Here is a 21,036-nt window from a genome sequence, read left to right as displayed (position 1 = left end):
GCCAGGCGTGCCTGACCCCTACGTATGATGCAGTGTTCACGTAGGCGTACCTACGCATGTTGCACAGTGTTAGCGCAGTGGCCAGGCGTGCCTGACCCCTACGTATGATGCAGTGTTCACGTAGGCGTACCTACGCATGTTGCGGTGTTAGCGTAGGGGCCAGGCATGCCTGGCCCACATTAAATTTCTGTCGCGGCGGTGATTACCGGCGTGTTTATCCTCTTGCTGCATTTTATTGAACAGAGCCTCATGACCGTTACCTCCCCGAAGAAGTCGCACGCCCGGCGTAAAATCATCCTCTGCGTTATTTTGCTATTGCTCGCCGCTGCTCTGGCCTGGCGTTTCTGGCCGCACGGTCAGAACGGAGCCGGTGGCCCTGGCGGTATGCGTGGCCCGGGGGGCCCGGGTGGGCCAGGACAGACGATGGCGGGCATGACGACGCCAGTGCACACTGGCCCCGTGGTGCTGGCTGATGTGCCGGTCTATCTGACGGCGCTGGGTACGGTGATCCCCAATGCGACGGTGACCGTGACCAGCCGTGTCGACGGACAGCTGACGCACGTCTGGTTCAAAGAGGGGCAGAAAGTGGCCGCCGGGCAGGTGCTGGCGCAGATCGACCCGCGCAGCTACCAGGCAACGCTGGCGCAGTATCAGGGCGATCTGAACCAAAATCAGGCACTGCTGAAAAGCGCGCAACTGACGCTGGCCCGTTATCAAAAACTGTATGCTCAGGACTCGCTGGCGCGTCAGGACCTCGACACCCAGATCGCCACGGTCGGGCAGTACAGCGGGGCGGTCAAAGCCGACCAGGCACAGATTGACGCCGCCAGACTCAATATTGAATATGCGCGTATCACCGCCCCGATCAGCGGGCGCGTTGGCCTGCGTCTGGTGGATGCCGGTAATATGGTGCAGAGCAGCTCAACGACCGGGCTGGTGACCATCACACAGACGCAACCCGCCGCCGTCACCTTCAGCGTGCCGCAGAGCAATATTCCCACGTTGCTGAAAGCACTGCACAACGATCAAAGCCTGCCTGCCACCGCGTTCGACCAGCAGGGTAGCAGCGAGCTGGCGCAGGGGGAAGTGCGGTTCATCAGTAACCAGATTGATACCAGCACAGGCACCGTTACGCTGAAAGCGCAGTTTGCCAACCTCGACGAGTCGCTCTATCCCAATCAGTTTGTTAACCTGCGCCTGCAAACCAGCACTCTGAAACAGGCGACGGTGATCCCCGGGCAAGCGCTGCAACTGAGCAGCGATGGCAGCTTTGTGTACGTGGTCAATAAAGACAACACGGTGACCCGCAAAGCGGTGAAAACCGGGCCGGTGTTTGGCAGCGACCAGCAGGCGATCCTTGAAGGCGTCAGCGCCGGTCAGCAGGTGGTGACAGAAGGCATCGACCGTCTGACTGACGGCAGTAAAGTCTCGGTGGTCACCGCCGAAGAGACGGCCGCCGCTATCGGGGGCAAGAAAGCGCAATGAACCCATCGCGCATCTTTATCGAACGCCCGGTAGCCACCATCCTGCTGATGGTGGGCGTGCTGATTTCCGGTATTTTTGCCTACCGTATGCTCTCCACATCGGCGTTGCCGCAGGTGGATTATCCGACCATTCAGGTCACCACACTCTATCCCGGTGCCAGCCCGGATGTGATGGCCTCATCCGTGACGGCACCGCTGGAGCGCCAGCTTGGGCAGATGTCAGGCCTCAGCCAGATGGCCTCCAGCAGTTCCAGCGGTTCGTCGGTGATCAGCCTGAAGTTCTCTCTCGATTTGTCACTGGATGTGGCCGAACAGGAAGTGCAGGCGGCGATCAATGCCGCCGACAGTCTGCTGCCAACCGACTTACCCAATCCGCCGACCTATAAAAAGGTCAACCCGGCGGACAGCGCGGTGATCACCTTAGCCGCCAGTTCAGACACGCTGCCGCTGACCAAAGTGCAGGATTTGGTGAACACCCGTATTGCGCTAAAACTGTCACAGATTTCCGGGGTGGGCATGGTGACGCTGGCCGGGGGGCATCAGCCTGCCATCCGCGTGCAGATGGACCCGAAAGCGCTGGCCGCACATGGCCTGACGCTGGAGGACGTCAATACGCTGGTCAGCAACAGCAACGTCAATGGGTCGAAAGGGGGCTTTGATGGTCAGTACCATTCGGTCACCATCGATGCCAACGATCAGCTGCGCACTGCCGCTGAATACGGCAACCTGATCCTGACCTGGAAAAATGGTTCGGCGCTGCGTCTGCGCGACCTGGCGCACATTGAAGAAGCGGCTGAGAATACTTATCAGTCGGCGTGGGCCAATAACGCACCGGCGATTGTCATCAGCGTGCAGCGCCAGCCGGGCGCTAACGTGATTTCGGTAGTGGACAGCATTAAAGCGCAGCTGCCGACACTCCAGGCCGCGCTGCCGGACGGCGTCAAAGTCACCGTGCTGTCGGATCGTACCCAGACCATTCGCGCATCGATTAGCGATGTGCAGTTTGAGCTGATGCTGTCGATTGCGCTGGTGGTGATGGTGACCTTCCTGTTCCTGCGCAACGTTGCGGCGACGCTGATCCCAAGCGTTGCCGTGCCGCTGTCGCTGGTGGGCACCTTTGGCGTGATGTATCTCGCCGGATTCAGCCTCAATAACCTGTCGCTGATGGCGCTGACGGTAGCCACCGGTTTCGTGATTGATGATGCCATTGTGGTGGTGGAGAACATCTCCCGCCGTCTGGAAAAGGGCGAAAGCCCGATGGAAGCCGCACTGAAAGGCTCGCAGCAGATTGGCTTTACCATTATTTCCCTGACGTTCTCGCTGATTGCGGTACTGATCCCGCTGCTGTTTATGGGGGATGTGGTGGGGCGATTGTTCCGCGAATTTGCCATCACGCTGGCAGTGTCAATACTGGTTTCCATGCTGGTGTCGCTCACCCTGACGCCGATGCTGTGTGCCTATTTGTTGCGCCATATTCCTGCACACCGCCAGACGCGCTTCTACCGCAAGGGCGGCGAGTTCTTTGACAAGCTGGTGGCCGGATATGATCGCTTGCTGACCGTCGTCCTCAACCATCAACGGCTAACGCTGTGTGTCGCGTTAGCCACCCTGGCCCTGACGGCGTTGCTCTATCTGGTGGTGCCGAAGGGGTTCTTCCCGGCGCAGGACACCGGGTTGATCCAGGGCGTCACCGTCGCCTCTCAGGATGTGTCATTTAAAGAGATGTCACGGCGTCAGCAGCAGCTGGCGGAAATTATCCTGAAAAACCCGGCGGTCGAAAGCCTCTCTTCGACGGTGGGGATCGACGGCAGTAATACCAGCCTGAACAGCGGCCGTTTGCAGATTAACCTCAAGTCGTTTGACGAGCGCGATGAACGCGCCGACAGCGTAATTGCCGAGCTGCAACAGGCGACGGCGGGGGTGCCGGGCATCTCACTGTATCTGCAATCCGCGCAGGATCTGACGGTGAACGATCAGGTTACCCCGGATCGCTACCAACTGACGCTTGATGATGCGGATAGCCAGAACCTGGTGGCGTGGTCCCCGAAGCTGGTCAGCGCATTGCAGCAGCGCCCGGAATTCAGCTCGGTGGTCAGTAACCTGCAGGATCAGGGGCAGGTGGCATACGTTGAGCTGAACCGCGATGCCGCCGCCCGTTACGGCATTACTGCCTCAGACGTAGACACCGCGCTGTATAACGCCTTTGGTCAGCGCCTGATCTCCACCATTTTCACCCAGTCGAATCAGTATCGCGTGGTGCTGGAAGTGGCGCCTGCATTCCAGCAGTCTCCGGCCTCGTTTGATGATATCTATCTGCAACCCTCAACCAGCAGCAGTGCGTCATCATCAACCAGTACAACCAGCACCAGCACGACCAGCAGCAGTTCAACGGACAGCACAACGAGCACCACCACCAGTGGCATGGTGAAACTGACCTCGGTCGCCAGCATACACCTGCGTACCGGATCGCTGGTACATATGCGGCTGAATCAATTCCCGGCGGTGACTGTCTCCTTCAATCTCAATGATGGCTATTCGCTGGAACAGGCGCAGCAGGCCATCAGTGAGGAGAGCACTTCACTGGCGGTGCCGCAGTCGATTACCCTGCGTTATCAGGGCGAAGCGGCGGCATTCCAGAGTGCAACCGGCAATACGCTGTGGCTGATCCTCGCAGCGCTGCTGACCATGTATGTGGTACTGGGTATTCTTTACGAGAGCTTTATTCACCCGGTGACCATTCTCTCCACGCTGCCGTCGGCGGCGGTAGGGGCGCTGCTGACGCTGATGCTGGCGGATACCGAATTCAGCCTGATCGCACTGATCGGGGTGATCCTGCTGATCGGCATTGTGAAAAAGAACGCCATTATGATGATCGACTTTGCGCTGGAGGCCGAGCACAAGCAGCACCTCAGCCCCCGTGAGGCGATCCACCAGGCCTGCCTGCTGCGCTTCCGTCCGATTCTGATGACCACCATGGCGGCATTGCTGGGTGCGCTGCCGCTGATGCTGGCTTCCGGTTCGGGTGCAGAGCTGCGTCAGCCGCTGGGCCTGGTGATTGTTGGCGGGCTGATCTTCAGCCAGGTGCTGACACTGTTCTCCACCCCGGTGATCTACCTGTGGTTTGATGGACTGTCACTGCGCATGAAACGTTATCTGCGCCGCTCAGACGCCGCACGGGGGCGTGAATGAGTGTGACGCGTCTGTTTATTTTCCGCCCGGTTGCCACGCTGTTACTCACGCTGGCGCTGGTGCTGCTGGGGGCGCTGGGCTATCGCCTGCTGCCGGTCGCCCCACTGCCTACGGTGGATTTCCCGACCATTATGGTATCGGCTGATCTGCCGGGGGCCAGCCCGGAAACGATGGCCGCCACGGTGGCCACGCCGCTGGAGCGCGCGCTGGGGCAGATTGCCGGTATCACTGAGATGACCTCGGAGAGTTCTCAAGGTTCGACCAATATCATCCTGCAGTTTGCCCTCGATCGCGATATTAACGGTGCGGCGCGCGATGTGCAGGCTGCCATCAACGCAGCGCGCAGCCTGCTGCCGAGCAGTATGCCGTCGCTACCGACCTACCAGAAAGCCAACCCGTCCGATGCCCCGGTACTGATGATGGCGCTGTCCTCCACCACGCGCACCAGCGCTGAGCTGTACGATCTGGCCGACAGTAAAATCAAACAGAAGATCGCCCAGGTGACGGGCGTGGGGGATGTTTCCCTGCGCGGGAGTGCCCTGCCTGCGGTGCGAATTGACCTGCAACCTCAGCAGTTAAGCCAGGCGGGTGTGTCACTGGACAGCGTGCGTGAAGCCATCGCTAACAGCACCACCAATTTGCCGAAAGGGAGGCTGGAAGGGAAAAGCCAGTCATGGATGGTGGACGGCAACGGCCAGCTCGATCAGGCCAGCCAGTACCGTAATTTGGTGGTCAGCTACAGCAACGGGCGTGCCATTCACCTGAGCGATGTCGCTAAGGTGTCTGATTCCGTGGAAGATAACTACAGCGCTGGTTTCTATAACGGTTCACCGTCGGTGACCATCGGTGTGACCCGTTCCGCCGGGGCTAACATGCTGGAGACCATCGATGGCATTAAAGCCCAACTGCCGCTGATTGAAAAAGATCTGCCCGCTGACGTTAAACTGACCATTGTGGTCGACCGTTCACCCAACGTGCGCGCATCACTGTATGAAACCGAAGAGACTTTACTGATTGCCATGCTGCTGGTCATCGGCGTGGTGTTTGTTTTCCTGCGCGATGTGCGTGCGCTGGTGATCCCGGCGTTGGCGCTGCCGGTATCGCTGATTGGCACCTGCGCGGTGATGTATCTGTGCGGTTACAGCCTCGATAACCTGTCGTTGATGGCGCTGATTATCGCCACCGGATTTGTGGTGGATGATGCCATCGTGGTGCTGGAAAATATCACCCGCTACATCGAAGAGGGGCTCAGCCCGGTGCGCGCCTCGATCAAAGGTGCGCAGGAAGTGAGTTTCACCGTGCTGTCGATGACGCTGTCGTTGGTGGCGGTGTTTATCCCGATCCTGCTGATGGGCAGTATTGTCGGGCGCCTGTTCCGCGAGTTTGCCGTGACGCTCACCGCCTCACTGATTATCTCCATGCTGGTCTCACTCAGCCTGACCCCGATGCTCTGTTCGCGTCTGCTGAAGCGTAAACCGGCGGTGACGAAACGCCCACATCCGCTCTATCAGTGGATTGAAAATGGCCTCAACCGCCTGCTGGCTGCCTATGCCGCTGCGCTGACATGGGTGATGCGCCATCAGCGCCTGACGATGTTCAGCCTGCTGCTGACCGTAATCCTTAACGTCTTTCTCTATTCGGTGGTGCAGAAGGGGTTCTTCCCGAACCAGGATACCGGGCTGCTGATGGGCATGATGCGTGCCGATCAGAACGTCTCATTCCAGGCGATGGAACCGAAAGTAAAAGCCTATGCAGCGATGATCGAAAAAGATCCGGCGGTGGATGGTGTGATGTCTTCGATGGGCAGCGGGGCATTTGGCTCGCGTAATACCGCCATGTTTTTCGTCCATCTGAAAGATTTCGACCAGCGTGATGCCAGTGCCAGCGAAGTGGCCAACCGCCTCAGCGGTAAAACCCAGAATGTGCCTGGCGTGGAGCTGTTCCTGATGGCGGCGCAGGATCTGCATATCGGCGGGCGCAGTGCGAATGCCTCGTATCAATACAGCCTGCAGGCTGACGATCTGGATACGCTACGTATCTGGACACCGAAAGTGAAGGCGGCGCTGGAGCAGATCCCCCTGCTGACCAGCATTGACTCTGACTCGCAGACCGGCGGGCAGGAAGTGATGATCACTATCGATCGTGACCGCGCCACCCGGCTGGGCGTGGATGTGCAGATGCTGGATGACATGCTGAATAACGCCTTCAGCCAGCGTCAGGTTGCCACGCTTTACAAAACGCTGAATCAGTATCATGTGGTGATGTCACTCAGCCCGGAATGGACGCGCGACCCGGATACGCTCAACACGCTGTTTGTGGTCAATGACAGCGGCGATCGCATTCCGCTTTCGGCTTTTGCCAGCATTAGCGGCAGCAATGCACCGTTATCGGTTAACCATCAGGGGCAGTCGGCCACCAGCACCATTGCCTTTAACCTCCAGGACGGTGCATCCCTTGAAGCGGCGCAGGCGGCAGTGAAAACGGCGATGGCAAAAATTGGCCTGCCGAACACCATTCAGGCCGGTTTTGCCGGCACCGCGCAGGCCTTTGCCGAGCTGAATGCCTCAATGCCGTGGTTGATCCTCGCGGCGCTGGCTGCGGTGTATATCGTGCTGGGGATGCTGTATGAAAGTTATATTCATCCGTTAACCATTCTCTCCACGCTGCCGTCCGCCGGGGTGGGCGCGCTGCTGCTGATGCTGTTAACCGGCACGGAGCTGACGGTGATCGCGCTGATCGGCATCCTGTTGTTGATTGGCATCGTGAAAAAGAACGCCATTATGATGATCGACTTTGCGCTGGCGGCCGAACGTAAGCAAGGAATGACACCACAACAGGCGATCATTCAGGCCTGTCTGATGCGCTTCCGTCCGATAATGATGACCACCCTGGCGGCGTTCTTCGGCGCACTGCCGCTGGCGCTGGGCAGCGGGGGAGATGCCGATCTGCGCAGCCCGCTGGGGCTGGCGATTGCCGGTGGCCTGGCCCTGAGCCAGTTACTGACCTTATTCACTACTCCGGTGGTGTACCTCTATCTTGACCGCGTCAGTCGTGCCACACGACGTCAGTGGCTGCGCCTGCGTCATGCTGAATAACTCAATAATGATGAAAATGAAAAAACTCACTCCTCTTGTACTGGCATTGCTGATTGGCGGATGTGCCGTTGGCCCGGATTACCAGCGCCCGACAGCCCCGACCGCGTTGCAGTATAAAGAGGCCAAAGGCTGGCAGCAGGCCACGCCGCAGGATCAGCTCAGCAAAGGCGACTGGTGGGCGGTGTATCACGACAGCACGCTGGATAGCCTGCTGCGTCAGGTGAAGATTTCGAATCAGAACGTGGCGCAGTATGAAGCCCTGTACCGCCAGGCGCTGGCGCTGGCCTCAGAATCGCGCAGCGATCTGCTGCCAACGGTCACCGGGACGGACAGTTCGACGCGCAGCGGGGCATCTGCCACCACCAGCACCAGCGGTCAGTCGGTCAGTAACAGCCACGCATTGCAAGCCTCCGCGTCCTGGGAGCTGGATCTCTGGGGCAAACTGCGTCGCACGCTGGAGGAGAACCGGGCCAGCGCAGAGGCCAGCGCGGCCGAACTGGCGAATATTACCCTCAGCGCACAGTCAACACTGGCACAGGACTATTTCCAGCTGCGCATTCTTGACCAGCGCATCGCGCTGTATCAGAAAAGCGTGGATGCCTATCAGCGCTACCTGACGGTTATCCAGAATAAATACCAGGCAGGCAGTGAATCACGCGGCACCCTGGCGCAGGCGGAAACCCAGCTTGAAAGCGCACGGGCTTCGGCGCTGGATCTCAGCTGGCAACGTGCTCAGCTTGAACATGCGATTGCGGTACTGCTGGGGAAAACCCCGGCAGAGTTCAGCCTCGCAGTGGCACCACTTCAGGCCACACTGCCGGCGGCGCCAGTGACATTGCCGGCAGATTTACTGCAACGTCGCCCGGATATCGCCCAGGCAGAACGCACGGTGGCCGCCGCCAATGCCGCCGTGGGCGTGGCGATTGCCGGTTACTACCCGGATCTGACGCTCAGCGCCAGCGCGGGCTATTCCGGCTCCAGCTTCAGTCATCTGCTGACCTTACCCAATCGCGTCTGGTCGCTGGGACCCAGCCTGAGCGGTACGCTGCTTGATTTCGGTGCCACCTCCGCGAAAGTGGATCAGGCACGCGCCGCGTACGATGCGGATGTGGCCAGCTATCGGCAGACCGTGTTGTCCGGCTTTGAAGAGGTCGAAAACTATCTGGTGGCACTGCGCACCTTCGAAGCGGAAATGCAGGCGCAGCAGCGTGCGGCGGCCTCAGCACAGGAGTCCGCACGCGTCACTAACAATCAGTATCAGGCCGGAATGATCGACTATCTCGACGTGGCCACCACCGAGAATACCAGCCTGACCCAGCAGCAGAGCCTGCTGACACTGCAAAGCACCCAGTGGGTGACCAGCGTGCAGCTGATTGTAGCAACCGGTGGCGGCTGGAAAACGCCGTAGTATGGGGCGTGGGCGGGCATGGGCCCGCCCCTACAGTTATCCTCTCTTCCTGCCGATATACCCGCTATAGCCTAAAAAAAACTTCACCTGCGGAAAATATCATGATCAAAAATCTCTCGATTCGTACCGGGTTGCTTCTCCTGCTCGCGCTTATGGCACTGATCCTGCTGGTGGTTAGCGTACTGGGCGTGGTGGCGATTGGTAAATCTTACGATGCGCTGAATGCGGTCAACCTGACCCAGGGCGTGCAGCTAGGCAACCTTGCCAGCAGTAACACCAACATGCAGCGTATCCGCGTGGTGGCTTCACTGGCGGTGCGGAATATTGAACTGGGTAAATTGCCGGAAGGGGCCGCTGCGGCTGAACGTGCAGGCAAGTATGCGGCGGCTGCCCATGATGACCTTGCGCACTTCTTTACCGCCGTCAAAGGCAGCGGCAAGGGCGAAGCGCTCGGAGAGGATATTAACCGTGCCTACCAGACGTATATGAGCGAAGGGCTGAAACCGATGATTGAGGCTCTGCAACAGCGTGACCTCACCACCTATTACGCCATGATTGATACCCGTCTGCGCCCGCTGGGCATTGCCTTCGACCAGGCCAACAAAGCCTTCTTTGATTATGCCCAGTTAACCGGGCAGCAGCAGCTGGAGCAGGCCAGCGCCGACCGTACGCGGATGCTGGTGTTGATCGCTATCTGCTTTGTGCTGACGCTGGTGCTGATTGCAATGGGGTGGATGGTACTGCGGGTGATGTTGCTGAAACCGCTGAATCAGGCGGTGAATCAGCTGGAGTTTATTGCCAGCGGTGACCTGACAAGGCCGCTGCCGGAAGCGGGCAGCAATGAACTGGGCCGCCTGAATGCCGGACTGGCGCTGATGCAGCAGTCACTGATGAACTCGGTCAGCCGGGTGCGTGATGCCAGCCTGGCGATTGAAACGGGCAGTGCCGAGCTGGCGAACGGTAATGACGATCTGTCGCGCCGTACCGAAATTTCTGCATCCTCGCTGGAAGAGACCGCCGCCAGCATGGAACAGCTAACGGCAACAGTAAAACATAATGCTGAAAATGCCCGTCATGGTCATGAACTGTCGGAAAATGTCTCGGGTACGGCCAGTGCCGGTAACCATCTGATGAGTGATGTGATGAATAATATGAAGGAGATTTCCCGCAGCTCCGATCGTATTGCCAGCATTCTTGAAGTGATCGATGGTATCGCTTTCCAGACCAATATCCTGGCGTTGAATGCCTCAGTAGAAGCCGCACGTGCCGGCGAGCAGGGGCGTGGCTTCGCGGTGGTGGCGAATGAAGTGCGTACCCTGGCTCAACGCAGTGCGCAGGCCTCGAAAGAGATCCACGCACTGATTGCCGACTCACGCAGCCGCGTGGATACCGGATCGCAACTGACCGCTAAAGCCAGCGACACCATGAATACCATCGCCGGGCAGATCGCCAGCATCAATGTGCTGATGGGGGAGATCGCCAATGCCTCGCGTGAACAGAGCCAGGGCATTGACCAGGTGAACGTTGCCGTCAGCCAGATGGAAGAGGTGGCGCAGCAGAATGCCGCACTGGTAGAAGAGTCTGCCGTGGCCACCCGTTCACTGGAAGATCAGAGCCAGCAGCTGGTGCAGGCGATGGCGGTGTTTAAAATTTAATCCGGGGCTAACGGGGCGAAGTGCTTGCCCCGTTAGCGGAGAAACAGGAAAAAAGTATTAGATATTGAGTTGTCCGCACCTTTGCTGCATCGTTAACGCAATTTGTTACAGCGAAAAAGGACAAAGCATGCTGTTCTCTGTGTTGCGTTTTCTGCTACGGGTGCTGTTTGGTGCCCGCCTGACGGGCGATCTCTCCGGGCTTTATAAAGAGAAGGTCTTGATCACCCCGAACCATATGTCATTCATTGATGGCATCCTGCTGGCGGTTTTCCTGCCGGTGAAACCCGTATTTGCCGTCTACTCCTCTATCAGCGAACAGTGGTATATGCGTGCGCTGCGCTCGGTGATCGACTTCGTTCCCCTCGACCCGACCAAACCGATGTCCATCAAACACCTGGTGCGGCTGATTGGCCAGGGGCGCCCGGTGGTGATCTTCCCGGAAGGGCGTATTACCGTGACCGGGTCGCTGATGAAAATCTACGATGGTGCGGGTTTTGTCGCGGCAAAATCGCAGGCGACCGTAGTGCCGCTGCGCATTGAAGGTGCCGAATACACCCTGTTTGGCCGCCTCGCCGGTGTGTTTAAACGCCGTCTGTTTCCACGTATCACTCTGACCGTACTGCCTGCGACGATAATTCCGATGCCCGAAGCACCGCGTGCGCGCGATCGTCGTCGCCTGGCGGGTGAGCATCTGCATCACATCATGATGGAAGCCCGCATGGCGGTACGTCCGCGTGAAACACTGTACCAGGCCTTCCTGGCCGCACGCACCCGCTATGGATTGTTTAAACCCTGCGTGGAAGACGTCAATTTTAAACCTGACAGCTACACCGGGCTGTTGAAAAAGTCGCTCGGAGTGGGGCGTATTCTGGAACGCTACAGCCAGCCGGGGGAATATATCGGCCTGTTACTGCCGAATGCCACCGTCACGGCAGCGGCAATCCTCGGTGCATCAATGCGCGGGCGTATCCCGGCGATGCTGAACTACACCGCAGGCGTGAAAGGGCTGACCAGCGCTCTGACCGCATCTGAAGTGAAAACGGTGTTCACCTCGCGTCAGTTCCTCGACAAAGGCAAGCTGTGGCATCTGCCGGAAGGCATCCCTCAGGTGCAGTGGATTTACCTCGAAGATCTGAAAGATACCGTCACAACTCAGGACAAACTGTGGATCCTGCGCCATCTGCTGATGCCTTCCCGGGCACAGGTGCCGCAGCAGCCGGAAGACGCCGCGATGGTGCTGTTTACCTCCGGCTCTGAAGGCCACCCGAAAGGGGTGGTGCATTCGCATAAAAGCCTGCTGGCGAACGTTGAACAGATCCGCACCGTGGCTGACTTTACGCCGCGCGATCGTTTTATGTCGGCGTTGCCACTGTTCCACGCCTTTGGCCTGACGGTGGGCCTGTTTACCCCGCTGATGACGGGTGCGGAAGTGTTTCTCTATCCCAGCCCGCTGCACTATCGCATTGTGCCGGAGCTGGTTTATGACCGTAACTGCACCGTGCTGTTTGGCACCTCCACTTTCCTGGGGAACTATGCGCGTTTTGCCAGTCCGTATGACTTTGCCCGTTTACGTTACGTGGTGGCGGGGGCGGAGAAGCTGCAAAACCAGACCCGTGAACTGTGGATGGAGAAATACGGCATCCGTATTCTTGAGGGGTATGGTGTAACGGAGTGCGCGCCAGTGGTGGCGATCAACGTGCCGATGGCCGCGAAATCCCACACCGTGGGTCGCATCCTGCCGGGCATGGATTCGCGCCTGGTTTCTGTACCGGGGATCGAGCAGGGCGGTCTGTTACAGCTGCGTGGCCCGAACATTATGAAAGGCTATCTGCGCGTTGAGCGCCCTGGCGTGCTGGAAGCGCCTCAGGCGGATAACGGCGAAGGTCAGATGGACGCTGGCTGGTATGACACCGGCGATATCGTCAGCTTTGATGAGGGCGGTTTCTGTCAGATTCAGGGGCGCGTGAAGCGCTTTGCGAAAATTGCCGGAGAGATGGTCTCGCTGGAAAGTGTTGAACTGATTGCGCTGAAAGCCTCAGGGGAGAAACAGCATGCGGCAACCATCAAACCGGACGGTAATCGCGGCGAGGCTCTGGTGCTGTTTACCACCGATGCCAGCCTGACCCGCGAACAGTTGACCCGTGCGGCGCGTGAACTGGGCAGCCCTGAGCTGGCTGTTCCCCGTGATATTCGCGTGTTGTCACAGCTGCCGCTGCTGGGCAGCGGTAAACCGGATTTCGTCACTCTGCGTGAAATGGCTGAAAAGTCGGAGGAACAGGCATGAGCACATCCCAGGTGAGTGGTCAGCCGCTATTGTCCAAGGGCATGATGGCGGTGATTGTGGCGCAGTTCTTCTCCGCATTTGGTGACAATGCGCTGCTGTTTGCCACGCTGGCTGTGATGAAATCACTGGTCTACCCGGAGTGGAGCCAGCCGGTGCTGCAAATGATGTTTGTGGCCACCTACATCCTGCTGGCCCCGTTTGTCGGGCAACTGGCCGACAGCTTTGCCAAAGGGCGGGTCATGATGTTTGCCAATGCTCTCAAGCTACTGGGCGCATTGGTGATCTGTTTTGGTTTTGACCCGTTCCTCGGCTACAGCCTGGTGGGGATTGGTGCGGCGGCCTATTCTCCGGCGAAATACGGCATTCTCGGGGAGCTGACCGGCGGTGACACGCTGGTGAAAGCCAACGGTCTGATGGAGTCCTCCACCATTGCCGCTATCCTGCTGGGATCGGTGGCGGGTGGGTTTCTTGCTGACTGGAATCTGACGGCGGCGCTGGTGGCCTGCGTGCTGGCTTATGCGCTGGCGGTGGCGGCGAATGTGCTGATCCCAAAACTGGCGGTCGCACGCGGCGGTCAGTCATGGCATCCGGCCCGCATGTCGGCCAGCTTCTTCCGCGCCTGTGGTACCCTGTGGCGTGATGGCGAAACCCGTTTCTCACTGGTGGGTACCAGTATGTTCTGGGGCGCGGGCGTGACGTTGCGTTTCCTGCTGGTGCTGTGGGTGCCGGTGGCGCTGGGGATTAGCGACAATAAAACGCCGACGCTGCTGAATGCGATGGTGGCGATTGGGATCGTCTTCGGCGCCATTGCCGCAGCGAAGCTGGTGACGTTAAAAACCGTGGGACGCTGTATGCCTGCGGGTGTACTGATTGGCGTGGCGGTGCTGTTCTTCTCATTACAGCAGCAGGCCATCAATGCGTATGTGCTGCTGGTGATTATCGGGATGCTCGGCGGCTTCTTCGTCGTACCGCTTAACGCGTTATTGCAGATGCGTGGCAAAGAGTCGGTAGGCACGGGGAATGCGGTGGCAGTACAGAATCTGGGTGAGAACACCGCGATGCTGCTGATGCTTGGGCTTTACACGCTGGCGATTAAGTTTGGTGCGCCGCCAGTGGCGACAGGCGTTGGCTTTGGTGCGCTGTTTGCGCTGGCGATTGCGGTGCTGTGGGGCTGGCAGTTGGCGCAGAAACGCAAAGTTACCCGTCAGCTCTGACGGGGCAGTCAGACCAGGCAGGGCGAACGATCGCCCTGCCTGCGGTTCTTATGGTGCCGGGTAGGTGTAGCGACGGTGAATCGCTTCCAGCCCTTCAATCACCTCTTCATTCAGCGTGACATCATAGCTGTCAATATTGATCTTCAGCTGTTCCAGCGTGGTGGCGCCCAACAGGGTGCTGGCAACAAATGGCTGCTGACGCACGAAGGCCAGCGCCATCTGTGACGGATCTAACCCGTGTTGCTTCGCCAGCGCGACATACTCGGCTACTGCCTGATTCGACTGCTCGCTACTGTAACGGGTAAAGCGACTGAACAGCGTATTACGCGCCCCGGCAGGTTTCGCGCCGTTAAGGTATTTGCCACTCAGGGTGCCAAACGCCAGGCTGGAGTAAGCCAGCAGTTCAACCCCTTCGTGCTGGCTGATCTCTGCCAGCCCCAGTTCAAAGCTACGGTTTAACAGGCTGTAGGGATTCTGAATGCTGACAATACGCGGCAGTTCATGCTTCTCTGCCAGTTGCAGATAGCGCATCACGCCCCACGGCGTCTCATTGGATACGCCGATATAGCGAATTTTACCTGCGCGCACCTGCTCAGTCAGCGCTTCCAGCGTCTCCAGCAGCGTCACGGTGGCGGCGTTATCGGTGTACTGATAGTTCAGCTTGCCAAAATAGTTGGTCTGGCGCTGCGGCCAGTGCAGTTGGTATAAGTCGAGATAGTCGGTGTTCAAACGTTTCAGGCTGGCATCCAGCGCCGTACGAATATTCTTGCGATCCAGCGCCTGATTTGGCCGGATAGAGGCATCGGCACCGCGTACCGGGCCGGAGACTTTAGAGGCGAGAATGACTTTATCGCGGTTGCCACGGGCCTTCAGCCAACTGCCGATATATTGCTCGGTCAGGCCCTGGGTTTCCGGGCGGGGTGGCACAGGGTACATTTCGGCGGTATCAATCAGGTTGATCCCGCGGCTGAGGGCTAAATCCAGTTGTGCATGGGCGTCGGCTTCGCTGTTTTGCTCACCAAACGTCATGGTGCCCAGCCCCAGGGAACTGACTTCCAGGGTGCTGTGAGGGATACGGTGATAATGCATGGCCGGCTTCCTTTTTCATTCGTCAAAGGTCAGGGACATCAGGGCGTCCGCAACAGGGGCTTTTTGCCTGGGGCTGGCAGGTTACGCCAAAAACCCGGTTTTCGACTATAACCGTGCAGCGCGGGTGGGGGAAGAGGGTATTTATCGGGAAGTGCTATAAAGGCCGCTTGAAACTCATCCTGTATCAAGTCGCAGAAGTCGATTGATTCTGCAACTCGAATGAATGATGGGACTGTTGCGTTAAAAATTAACGCTCAACGATGGACGAGACTTCATCACCGTTAATTTGCAGTTCGTGGCCGGAATCGTCGGTATATTTCACCAGACCGGTATCTTTATCAATCTGCGGCTTACCGTCGGTCATAATCATCTTGCCGTCTTTGGTTGCCATCACATAATTACTGCTGCAACCACTCGCTAATACTGCCATGCCCAGCACCGCTGCGCTAAAAATCCACTTCATCGTTGTCTCCCTTACTCTTCATTACTCAACACTTCAGCATAAGTGTAGTAATAAACTATTTTCCCTGTAGCGATAATAGTATGAGTCTGAAAATGGATCGTGCGCACAACACACCATTGACATTGCATCACCACTATTTCCTTACCCAGCCCGACAGGCCGGGTAAGGAGGTGATGTTACAGCGGACGTTTTTTATTGCGTGCCAGATTGAGGCATTCCACCGCCATAGAGAAGAACATGGCGAAATAGATGTAGCCTTTAGGAATGTGAATATTGAAGCTTTCCAGCATCAGCGTGAAACCCACGAGGATCAGGAACGCCAGCGCCAGCATTTTCACCGACGGATGTCTGTCAACAAAATCACCGATAGCACGCGCGGCAAACATCATCACCAGTACCGCGATCACCACGGCAGCCATCATAATAACCAGATGGTCGGAGAGGCCCACGGCAGTAATGACGGAATCAAGGCTGAAGATAATATCCAGCAGCATGATCTGCACGATAGCGCCGATAAATGAATGCACATTGGTGTTGTGCTCACCGCCGCCACCTTCAATGGTTTCATGAATTTCCATGCTCGACTTCCACAGCAGGAATAATCCACCAAACAGCAGAATCAGATCGCGCGCTGAGAATGCATGATCCATCAGCGTAAACAGCGGGTCCGTCAGGCGGATAACCCATGCAATCGAGGCCAGCAGGCCAAGACGCATCAACATGGCGCCAGCCAGACCGATACGGCGGGCGGTATTCTGTTGATGCTTAGGCAGTTTTGCCACCACCAGCGAGAGGAAAATAATATTATCAATCCCGAGGACAATTTCGAGGATCGTTAGCGTACCGAGCGCTAACCAGGCATTGGGATCGGCAATCCAGTCAAACATGGTAATGTTGCATCCTAAATTCTAATAAAAGTTAAACGAAAGCTAAACGACGATTATACCTAAGGTTTACAGCAGCGGGAAAATCTTTACAGGGGTTTTTTATAGCAGAAAATGCCGGGCCAGCAGCGGGCCGGTAAAGGTTTTCTTCAGGTAAAAACCCCGTGGCAGCGTCATGATCGGCTGCCCGTCACGGCCAATTCCCTCTGTCAGCGCTTTACTGTTCGCCGCTTTCGGCCGGATTTGCAGGAACTCCCCGTGACGTGCGGTAATCTGCTCAACCTGGCCCAGCACGATCATATCCATCAGTTCTTCCCAGTCGCGCTGCAACTGCAACTCCTCTGTGGCATCCGGGCTCCATAATAAGGGCGCGCCCACATGGCGCTGTTCCAGTGGAATAGCGCGGTCACCCTCCACGGGCACCCAGAGTACCCGCGTTAGCTTATGGCGTACGTGGCTGTTATGCCAGGTGACGCCGCTGTTGCCGGTCAGCGGTGCCACGCAGACAAACGTGGTTTCCAGCGGGCGGCCGCTGGCATCAACCGGAATCGTTTTCAGCTCAATGCCAATCCCGGCAAAATCCTGCTCTGGCTTACTGCCTGCGCTGGCGCCGAGGTAGCGTTCCAGCAACAGGCCAACCCAGCCTTTGTCGCGTTTTAAATCGCGTGGGATGGGCAGGTGGATGCGCGCTGCCAGTTCGCCCAGCGTATAACCGGCCAGTGCGGCGGCGCGCGCCATCAGTTCGTCTTCATTTTCTGGCGGAGAAACGAGGTAGAGATCACCAGTCATCATCACGTCCGTAATCTGTTCAAAAAATAGCCGTCATTTGCCCACAGAGAAAATATCCCGGACAGGTCTGGGGAAAACACCAATAATAGCATGATAAATCATGTTTTTTTATTGCATCAGGTACGTAAAAAAAAGCCTCTCTCTACAGTTTTACCCGGCTTGCCACCGACAATGAACAGGATCACCGGGGTAGTTATCCACAGAAAAGTGGGATAACTCACTTTTTATAATAATACTGTTTCCATTTACAGCCTTGACGTTGGCTCTTTTCCACTATTTTACCTTTTTCATGCCTAACTAATCGGCATATTCTGTGGATAACGTGCAAGGCGTTCGATCTTTCACCAGTTGGCGATCATCGGATGATGACAGCCAAATGACAAGCGGTTGAAAGCCTGTGGTTAACGGCAAAAGATGATGATTAATAGGGGGTTATTCTTAGTTTTAAAAAAGTCGCTCTGTGCCAGTCAAAAAGTTTTCCCCACCTGTTAACAGAGTTCTGCACAAAGCTATCCACAGAAAACGTGAATAAGATCGCATTTTTATCCGGGTATCTGTTTATAACTTTGCAAAAAAGGGCAAGTTATCCCAGCCGGATGCAGTCACATCCCCTAAAAGCAGTGGTTTACCGTCTGTAAGGAGTATGAAACAATCAGAACATCCAGTTTTAGTTTGAGGTAGTCCGGTGATCGATGATGATGGCTACCGCCCGAATGTTGGTATCGTAATTTGTAACAGGCAGGGACAGGTGTTGTGGGCCAGACGTTTTGGTCAGCACTCCTGGCAGTTTCCCCAGGGCGGTATTAACGCAGGGGAGACGGCGGAGCAGGCGATGTACCGCGAACTTTTCGAGGAAGTCGGTTTGAACCGCAAGGATGTCCGCATCCTTGCATCCACCCGTAACTGGTTACGATATAAGTTGCCAAAACGTTTGGTGCGTTGGGACACAAAGCCGGTTTGTATCGGCCAAAAACAGAAGTGGTATCTTCTGCAGTTGATGTGCAATGACGCGGATATCAATATGCAAACCAGCAGCACGCCAGAGTTCGACGGCTGGCGTTGGGTGAGCTTTTGGTATCCGGTACGCCAGGTGGTCTCTTTTAAACGCGATGTTTACCGCCGCGTGATGAAAGAGTTTGCCAGTGTGGTTATGCCCCTGCAGGAGAATACCGTACAGCGAAATGCGCCAGGTTTTCGACGGAAGAGAGGTTAAGCCACGTAGATTATGCTCACACAGCTACGCGAAATAGTTGAGAAAGTGGCGGCAGCGCCCCGGCTTACCGAGGCGCTGGATATTCTGGTTAACGAAATCTGTGTGGCGATGCAAACCGAAGTCTGTTCGGTCTATCTCGCGGATCACGATCGTCGCTGCTATTACCTGATGGCTACCCGTGGGCTAAAAAAGCCGCGTGGGCGCACTGTTGCCCTGGCATTTGATGAAGGTATCGTTGGCTTAGTAGGGCGGCTTGCAGAGCCCATTAACCTCGCCGATGCGCAGAGTCACCCCAGCTTCAAATATATTCCTTCGGTGAAAGAGGAGCGCTTCCGTTCCTTTCTTGGCGTGCCGATTATCAGCCGTCGCCAGTTGCTTGGCGTGCTGGTGGTTCAGCAGCGCGAACATCGTCAGTTCGACGAAAGTGAAGAGTCTTTTCTGGTTACGCTGGCCACGCAAATGGCAGCGATCCTCTCACAGTCACAGCTTAATGCCCTGTTTGGCCAGTACCGTCAAACCCGCATTCGTGCGCTGGCGGCGGCGCCTGGCGTTGCGGTAGCGGAGGGTTGGGTCGACTCTAGCCAGCCTTCACTGGAAAACGTCTTCGCGGCATCGACCCTCGATACCGTGCGAGAACGCGAACGCCTCGCGCTCGCCATGAGTGAAGCCTCGAACGAGTTTCGTCGTTACAGCAAGCGTTTTACTGCCAGCATGCACAAAGAGAGTGCGGCGATCTTCGATCTCTATTCACACCTCTTAAGTGATGCCCGGCTGAAAAAAGACCTGCTGGCGGAAATCGATGCCGGATCGGTGGCCGAGTGGGCGGTTAAAAAAGTCATTGAAAAATTCGCCGCGCAGTTTGCCAGCTTGCAGGACAGCTATCTGCGTGAGCGTGCAGGCGATTTGCGCGTGCTGGGGCAGCGTCTGCTGTTTCACCTCGATGACACCATGCAGGGCACTAACACCTGGCCTGAGCGCTTTGTACTGGTGGCCGATGAGCTGACCGCCACCACGTTGGCCGAGCTGCCGCGTGACCGCCTGGCGGGGGTGGTGGTGCGCGATGGTGCCGCCAACTCGCATGCCGCGATTATGGTGCGGGCGATGGGCATCCCAACGGTGATGGGTGCTGACATCCAGCCCGAGCTGATGAAAGGGCATCTGCTGATCGTTGACGGCTATCGTGGCGAACTGCTGGTCGATCCTGAACCCGTGCTGGTGCAGGAATATCAGCGGCTGATCAGCGAAGAGAATGAACTGAGCCTGCTGGCGGAGGATTTTGTCTTCCTGCCCGGCGCGCTGAAAAGCGGTGAGCCGGTAAAAGTGATGCTCAACGCAGGCCTAAGCGCCGAACACGAGAAGATGGTAGGGAACCGGGTGGACGGTGTGGGTCTGTATCGCACCGAAATTCCGTTTATGCTGCAAAACGGTTTTCCATCGGAAGAAGAGCAGGTGGCGCAGTACCAGGGCATGTTGCAACTGTTCCTGGATAAGCCGGTGACCCTGCGTACTCTGGATGTGGGGGCGGATAAACAGCTACCCTATATGCCCATCAGTGAAGAAAACCCTTGTCTTGGCTGGCGCGGTATTCGTCTGACGCTGGATCAACCGGAGATCTTCCTGGTGCAACTGCGCGCCATGTTGCGTGCCAATGTCGCCAGCGGCAATCTGAATATTCTGCTGCCGATGATCACCAGTCTGGAAGAGATCGATGAGGCCCGCCGCCTGATCGCACGTGCTGCGCGTGAAGTGGAAGAGATGCTCGGCTATGTTATTCCACAGCCGCGCATTGGCATCATGATCGAAGTCCCCTCCATGATCTTTATGATCGGGCAGCTTAAGGGGCGCGTCGATTTTGTCTCTGTGGGCACCAACGATCTGACACAGTATCTGCTGGCGGTTGACCGTAACAATACCCGGGTGGCCAGTCTGTATGACAGCCTGCATCCGGCGATGCTGCGGGCATTAAAAAGTATTGCGGATGAAACCCAACGCGCCGGTATCGAACTCTGTCTGTGCGGTGAAATGGCCGGTGATACCATGTGCGTGGCGCTGTTAGTGGGCATGGGTTATCACCATCTCAGTATGAATGGTCGCAACGTGGCACGCGTAAAATACCTGCTGAGCCATCTTGAGCATGAAGATGCACAAGTCCTGGCGCAACGGGGTATGGAAGCCCAGTTCGCGACAGAGGTACGTCATCTGGTGGCCTCGTTTATGGAGCGGCGAGGTTTAGGCGGCCTGATTCGTGGTGGCCGTTAACCGTGTTTTT

13 protein-coding genes are annotated in these 21,036 nt (G+C 57.1%); 9 read left to right on the top strand and 4 right to left on the bottom strand.

All coding sequences use genetic code 11. From position 1 onward, the window contains the following. The first annotated feature begins 249 nt into the window (after positions 1–249). The 7 genes from LJN55_RS18465 to lplT all read left to right on the top strand — a co-directional run bounded on the left by LJN55_RS18465 (position 250) and on the right by lplT (position 14,329). The gene (locus tag LJN55_RS18465; protein ID WP_227535017.1) at positions 250–1,485 is read left to right on the top strand and encodes an MdtA/MuxA family multidrug efflux RND transporter periplasmic adaptor subunit; all 1,236 of its coding nucleotides are present in this window, start codon (positions 250–252) and stop codon (positions 1,483–1,485) included. Then, complete coding sequence (locus LJN55_RS18460; protein ID WP_133846092.1) at positions 1,482–4,673, top strand: efflux RND transporter permease subunit; 3,192 nt, start codon at positions 1,482–1,484, stop codon at positions 4,671–4,673. The genes LJN55_RS18465 and LJN55_RS18460 overlap by 4 nt, the downstream gene beginning before the upstream one ends. Beyond that, a complete protein-coding gene (locus LJN55_RS18455; protein WP_227535016.1) occupies positions 4,670–7,768 on the top strand; it encodes a multidrug efflux RND transporter permease subunit in 3,099 nt (1,032 codons plus the stop codon). Before LJN55_RS18460 ends, LJN55_RS18455 begins: the two co-directional genes overlap by 4 nt. 16 nt (positions 7,769–7,784) lie before the next feature. Next, on the top strand, positions 7,785–9,176 hold the full coding sequence (locus LJN55_RS18450) for an efflux transporter outer membrane subunit (protein WP_227535014.1): 1,392 nt from the start codon (positions 7,785–7,787) through the stop codon (positions 9,174–9,176). 101 nt (positions 9,177–9,277) lie between these two features. Beyond that, complete coding sequence (locus tag LJN55_RS18445; protein WP_227535012.1) at positions 9,278–10,831, top strand: methyl-accepting chemotaxis protein; 1,554 nt, start codon at positions 9,278–9,280, stop codon at positions 10,829–10,831. A gap of 127 nt (positions 10,832–10,958) precedes the next feature. Continuing rightward, on the top strand, positions 10,959–13,115 hold the full coding sequence (gene aas / locus LJN55_RS18440) for a bifunctional acyl-ACP--phospholipid O-acyltransferase/long-chain-fatty-acid--ACP ligase (RefSeq protein WP_159337916.1): 2,157 nt from the start codon (positions 10,959–10,961) through the stop codon (positions 13,113–13,115). After that, positions 13,112–14,329, top strand: coding sequence for a lysophospholipid transporter LplT (gene lplT / locus LJN55_RS18435; RefSeq protein ID WP_227535010.1), 1,218 nt, complete (start codon positions 13,112–13,114; stop codon positions 14,327–14,329). The genes aas and lplT overlap by 4 nt, the downstream gene beginning before the upstream one ends. A gap of 48 nt (positions 14,330–14,377) precedes the next feature. Here the strand turns inward: lplT and LJN55_RS18430 are convergent, their stop codons facing one another. From LJN55_RS18430 to mutH, 4 genes are all read right to left on the bottom strand, one after another. Continuing rightward, the gene (locus LJN55_RS18430) at positions 14,378–15,418 is read right to left on the bottom strand and encodes an NADP(H)-dependent aldo-keto reductase (RefSeq protein ID WP_133846086.1); all 1,041 of its coding nucleotides are present in this window, start codon (positions 15,416–15,418) and stop codon (positions 14,378–14,380) included. 247 nt (positions 15,419–15,665) lie between these two features. Continuing rightward, positions 15,666–15,881, bottom strand: coding sequence for a YgdI/YgdR family lipoprotein (locus LJN55_RS18425; protein ID WP_133846085.1), 216 nt, complete (start codon positions 15,879–15,881; stop codon positions 15,666–15,668). Between the two features lie 176 nt (positions 15,882–16,057). Continuing rightward, positions 16,058–16,768 (bottom strand): TerC family protein, encoded by a 711-nt coding sequence (locus LJN55_RS18420; RefSeq protein WP_133846084.1) that lies wholly within the window; start codon positions 16,766–16,768, stop codon positions 16,058–16,060. A gap of 99 nt (positions 16,769–16,867) precedes the next feature. Then, positions 16,868–17,554 (bottom strand): DNA mismatch repair endonuclease MutH, encoded by a 687-nt coding sequence (mutH, locus tag LJN55_RS18415; protein WP_374760154.1) that lies wholly within the window; start codon positions 17,552–17,554, stop codon positions 16,868–16,870. 685 nt (positions 17,555–18,239) lie between these two features. Between mutH and rppH the strand changes: the two genes are divergently transcribed. Together rppH and ptsP are read left to right on the top strand one after the other, a co-directional pair. Next, positions 18,240–18,767: an RNA pyrophosphohydrolase gene (gene rppH / locus LJN55_RS18410; protein WP_133846082.1), complete on the top strand. Its 528-nt coding sequence runs from the start codon at positions 18,240–18,242 to the stop codon at positions 18,765–18,767. Positions 18,768–18,779: 12 nt separating this feature from the next. Further along, entirely contained in the window at positions 18,780–21,026 is a 2,247-nt protein-coding gene (ptsP, locus tag LJN55_RS18405; RefSeq protein WP_133846081.1) for a phosphoenolpyruvate--protein phosphotransferase, read from the top strand. The last annotated feature ends 10 nt before the right edge of the window (positions 21,027–21,036 follow it).

The sequence above is a fragment of the Erwinia rhapontici genome, assembly GCF_020683125.1.
GTDB classification, from domain to species: domain Bacteria; phylum Pseudomonadota; class Gammaproteobacteria; order Enterobacterales; family Enterobacteriaceae; genus Erwinia; species Erwinia rhapontici.
The sequence above is the reverse complement of the archived record's forward strand: the minus strand, read 5'-3'. Positions and strand labels throughout refer to the sequence as shown.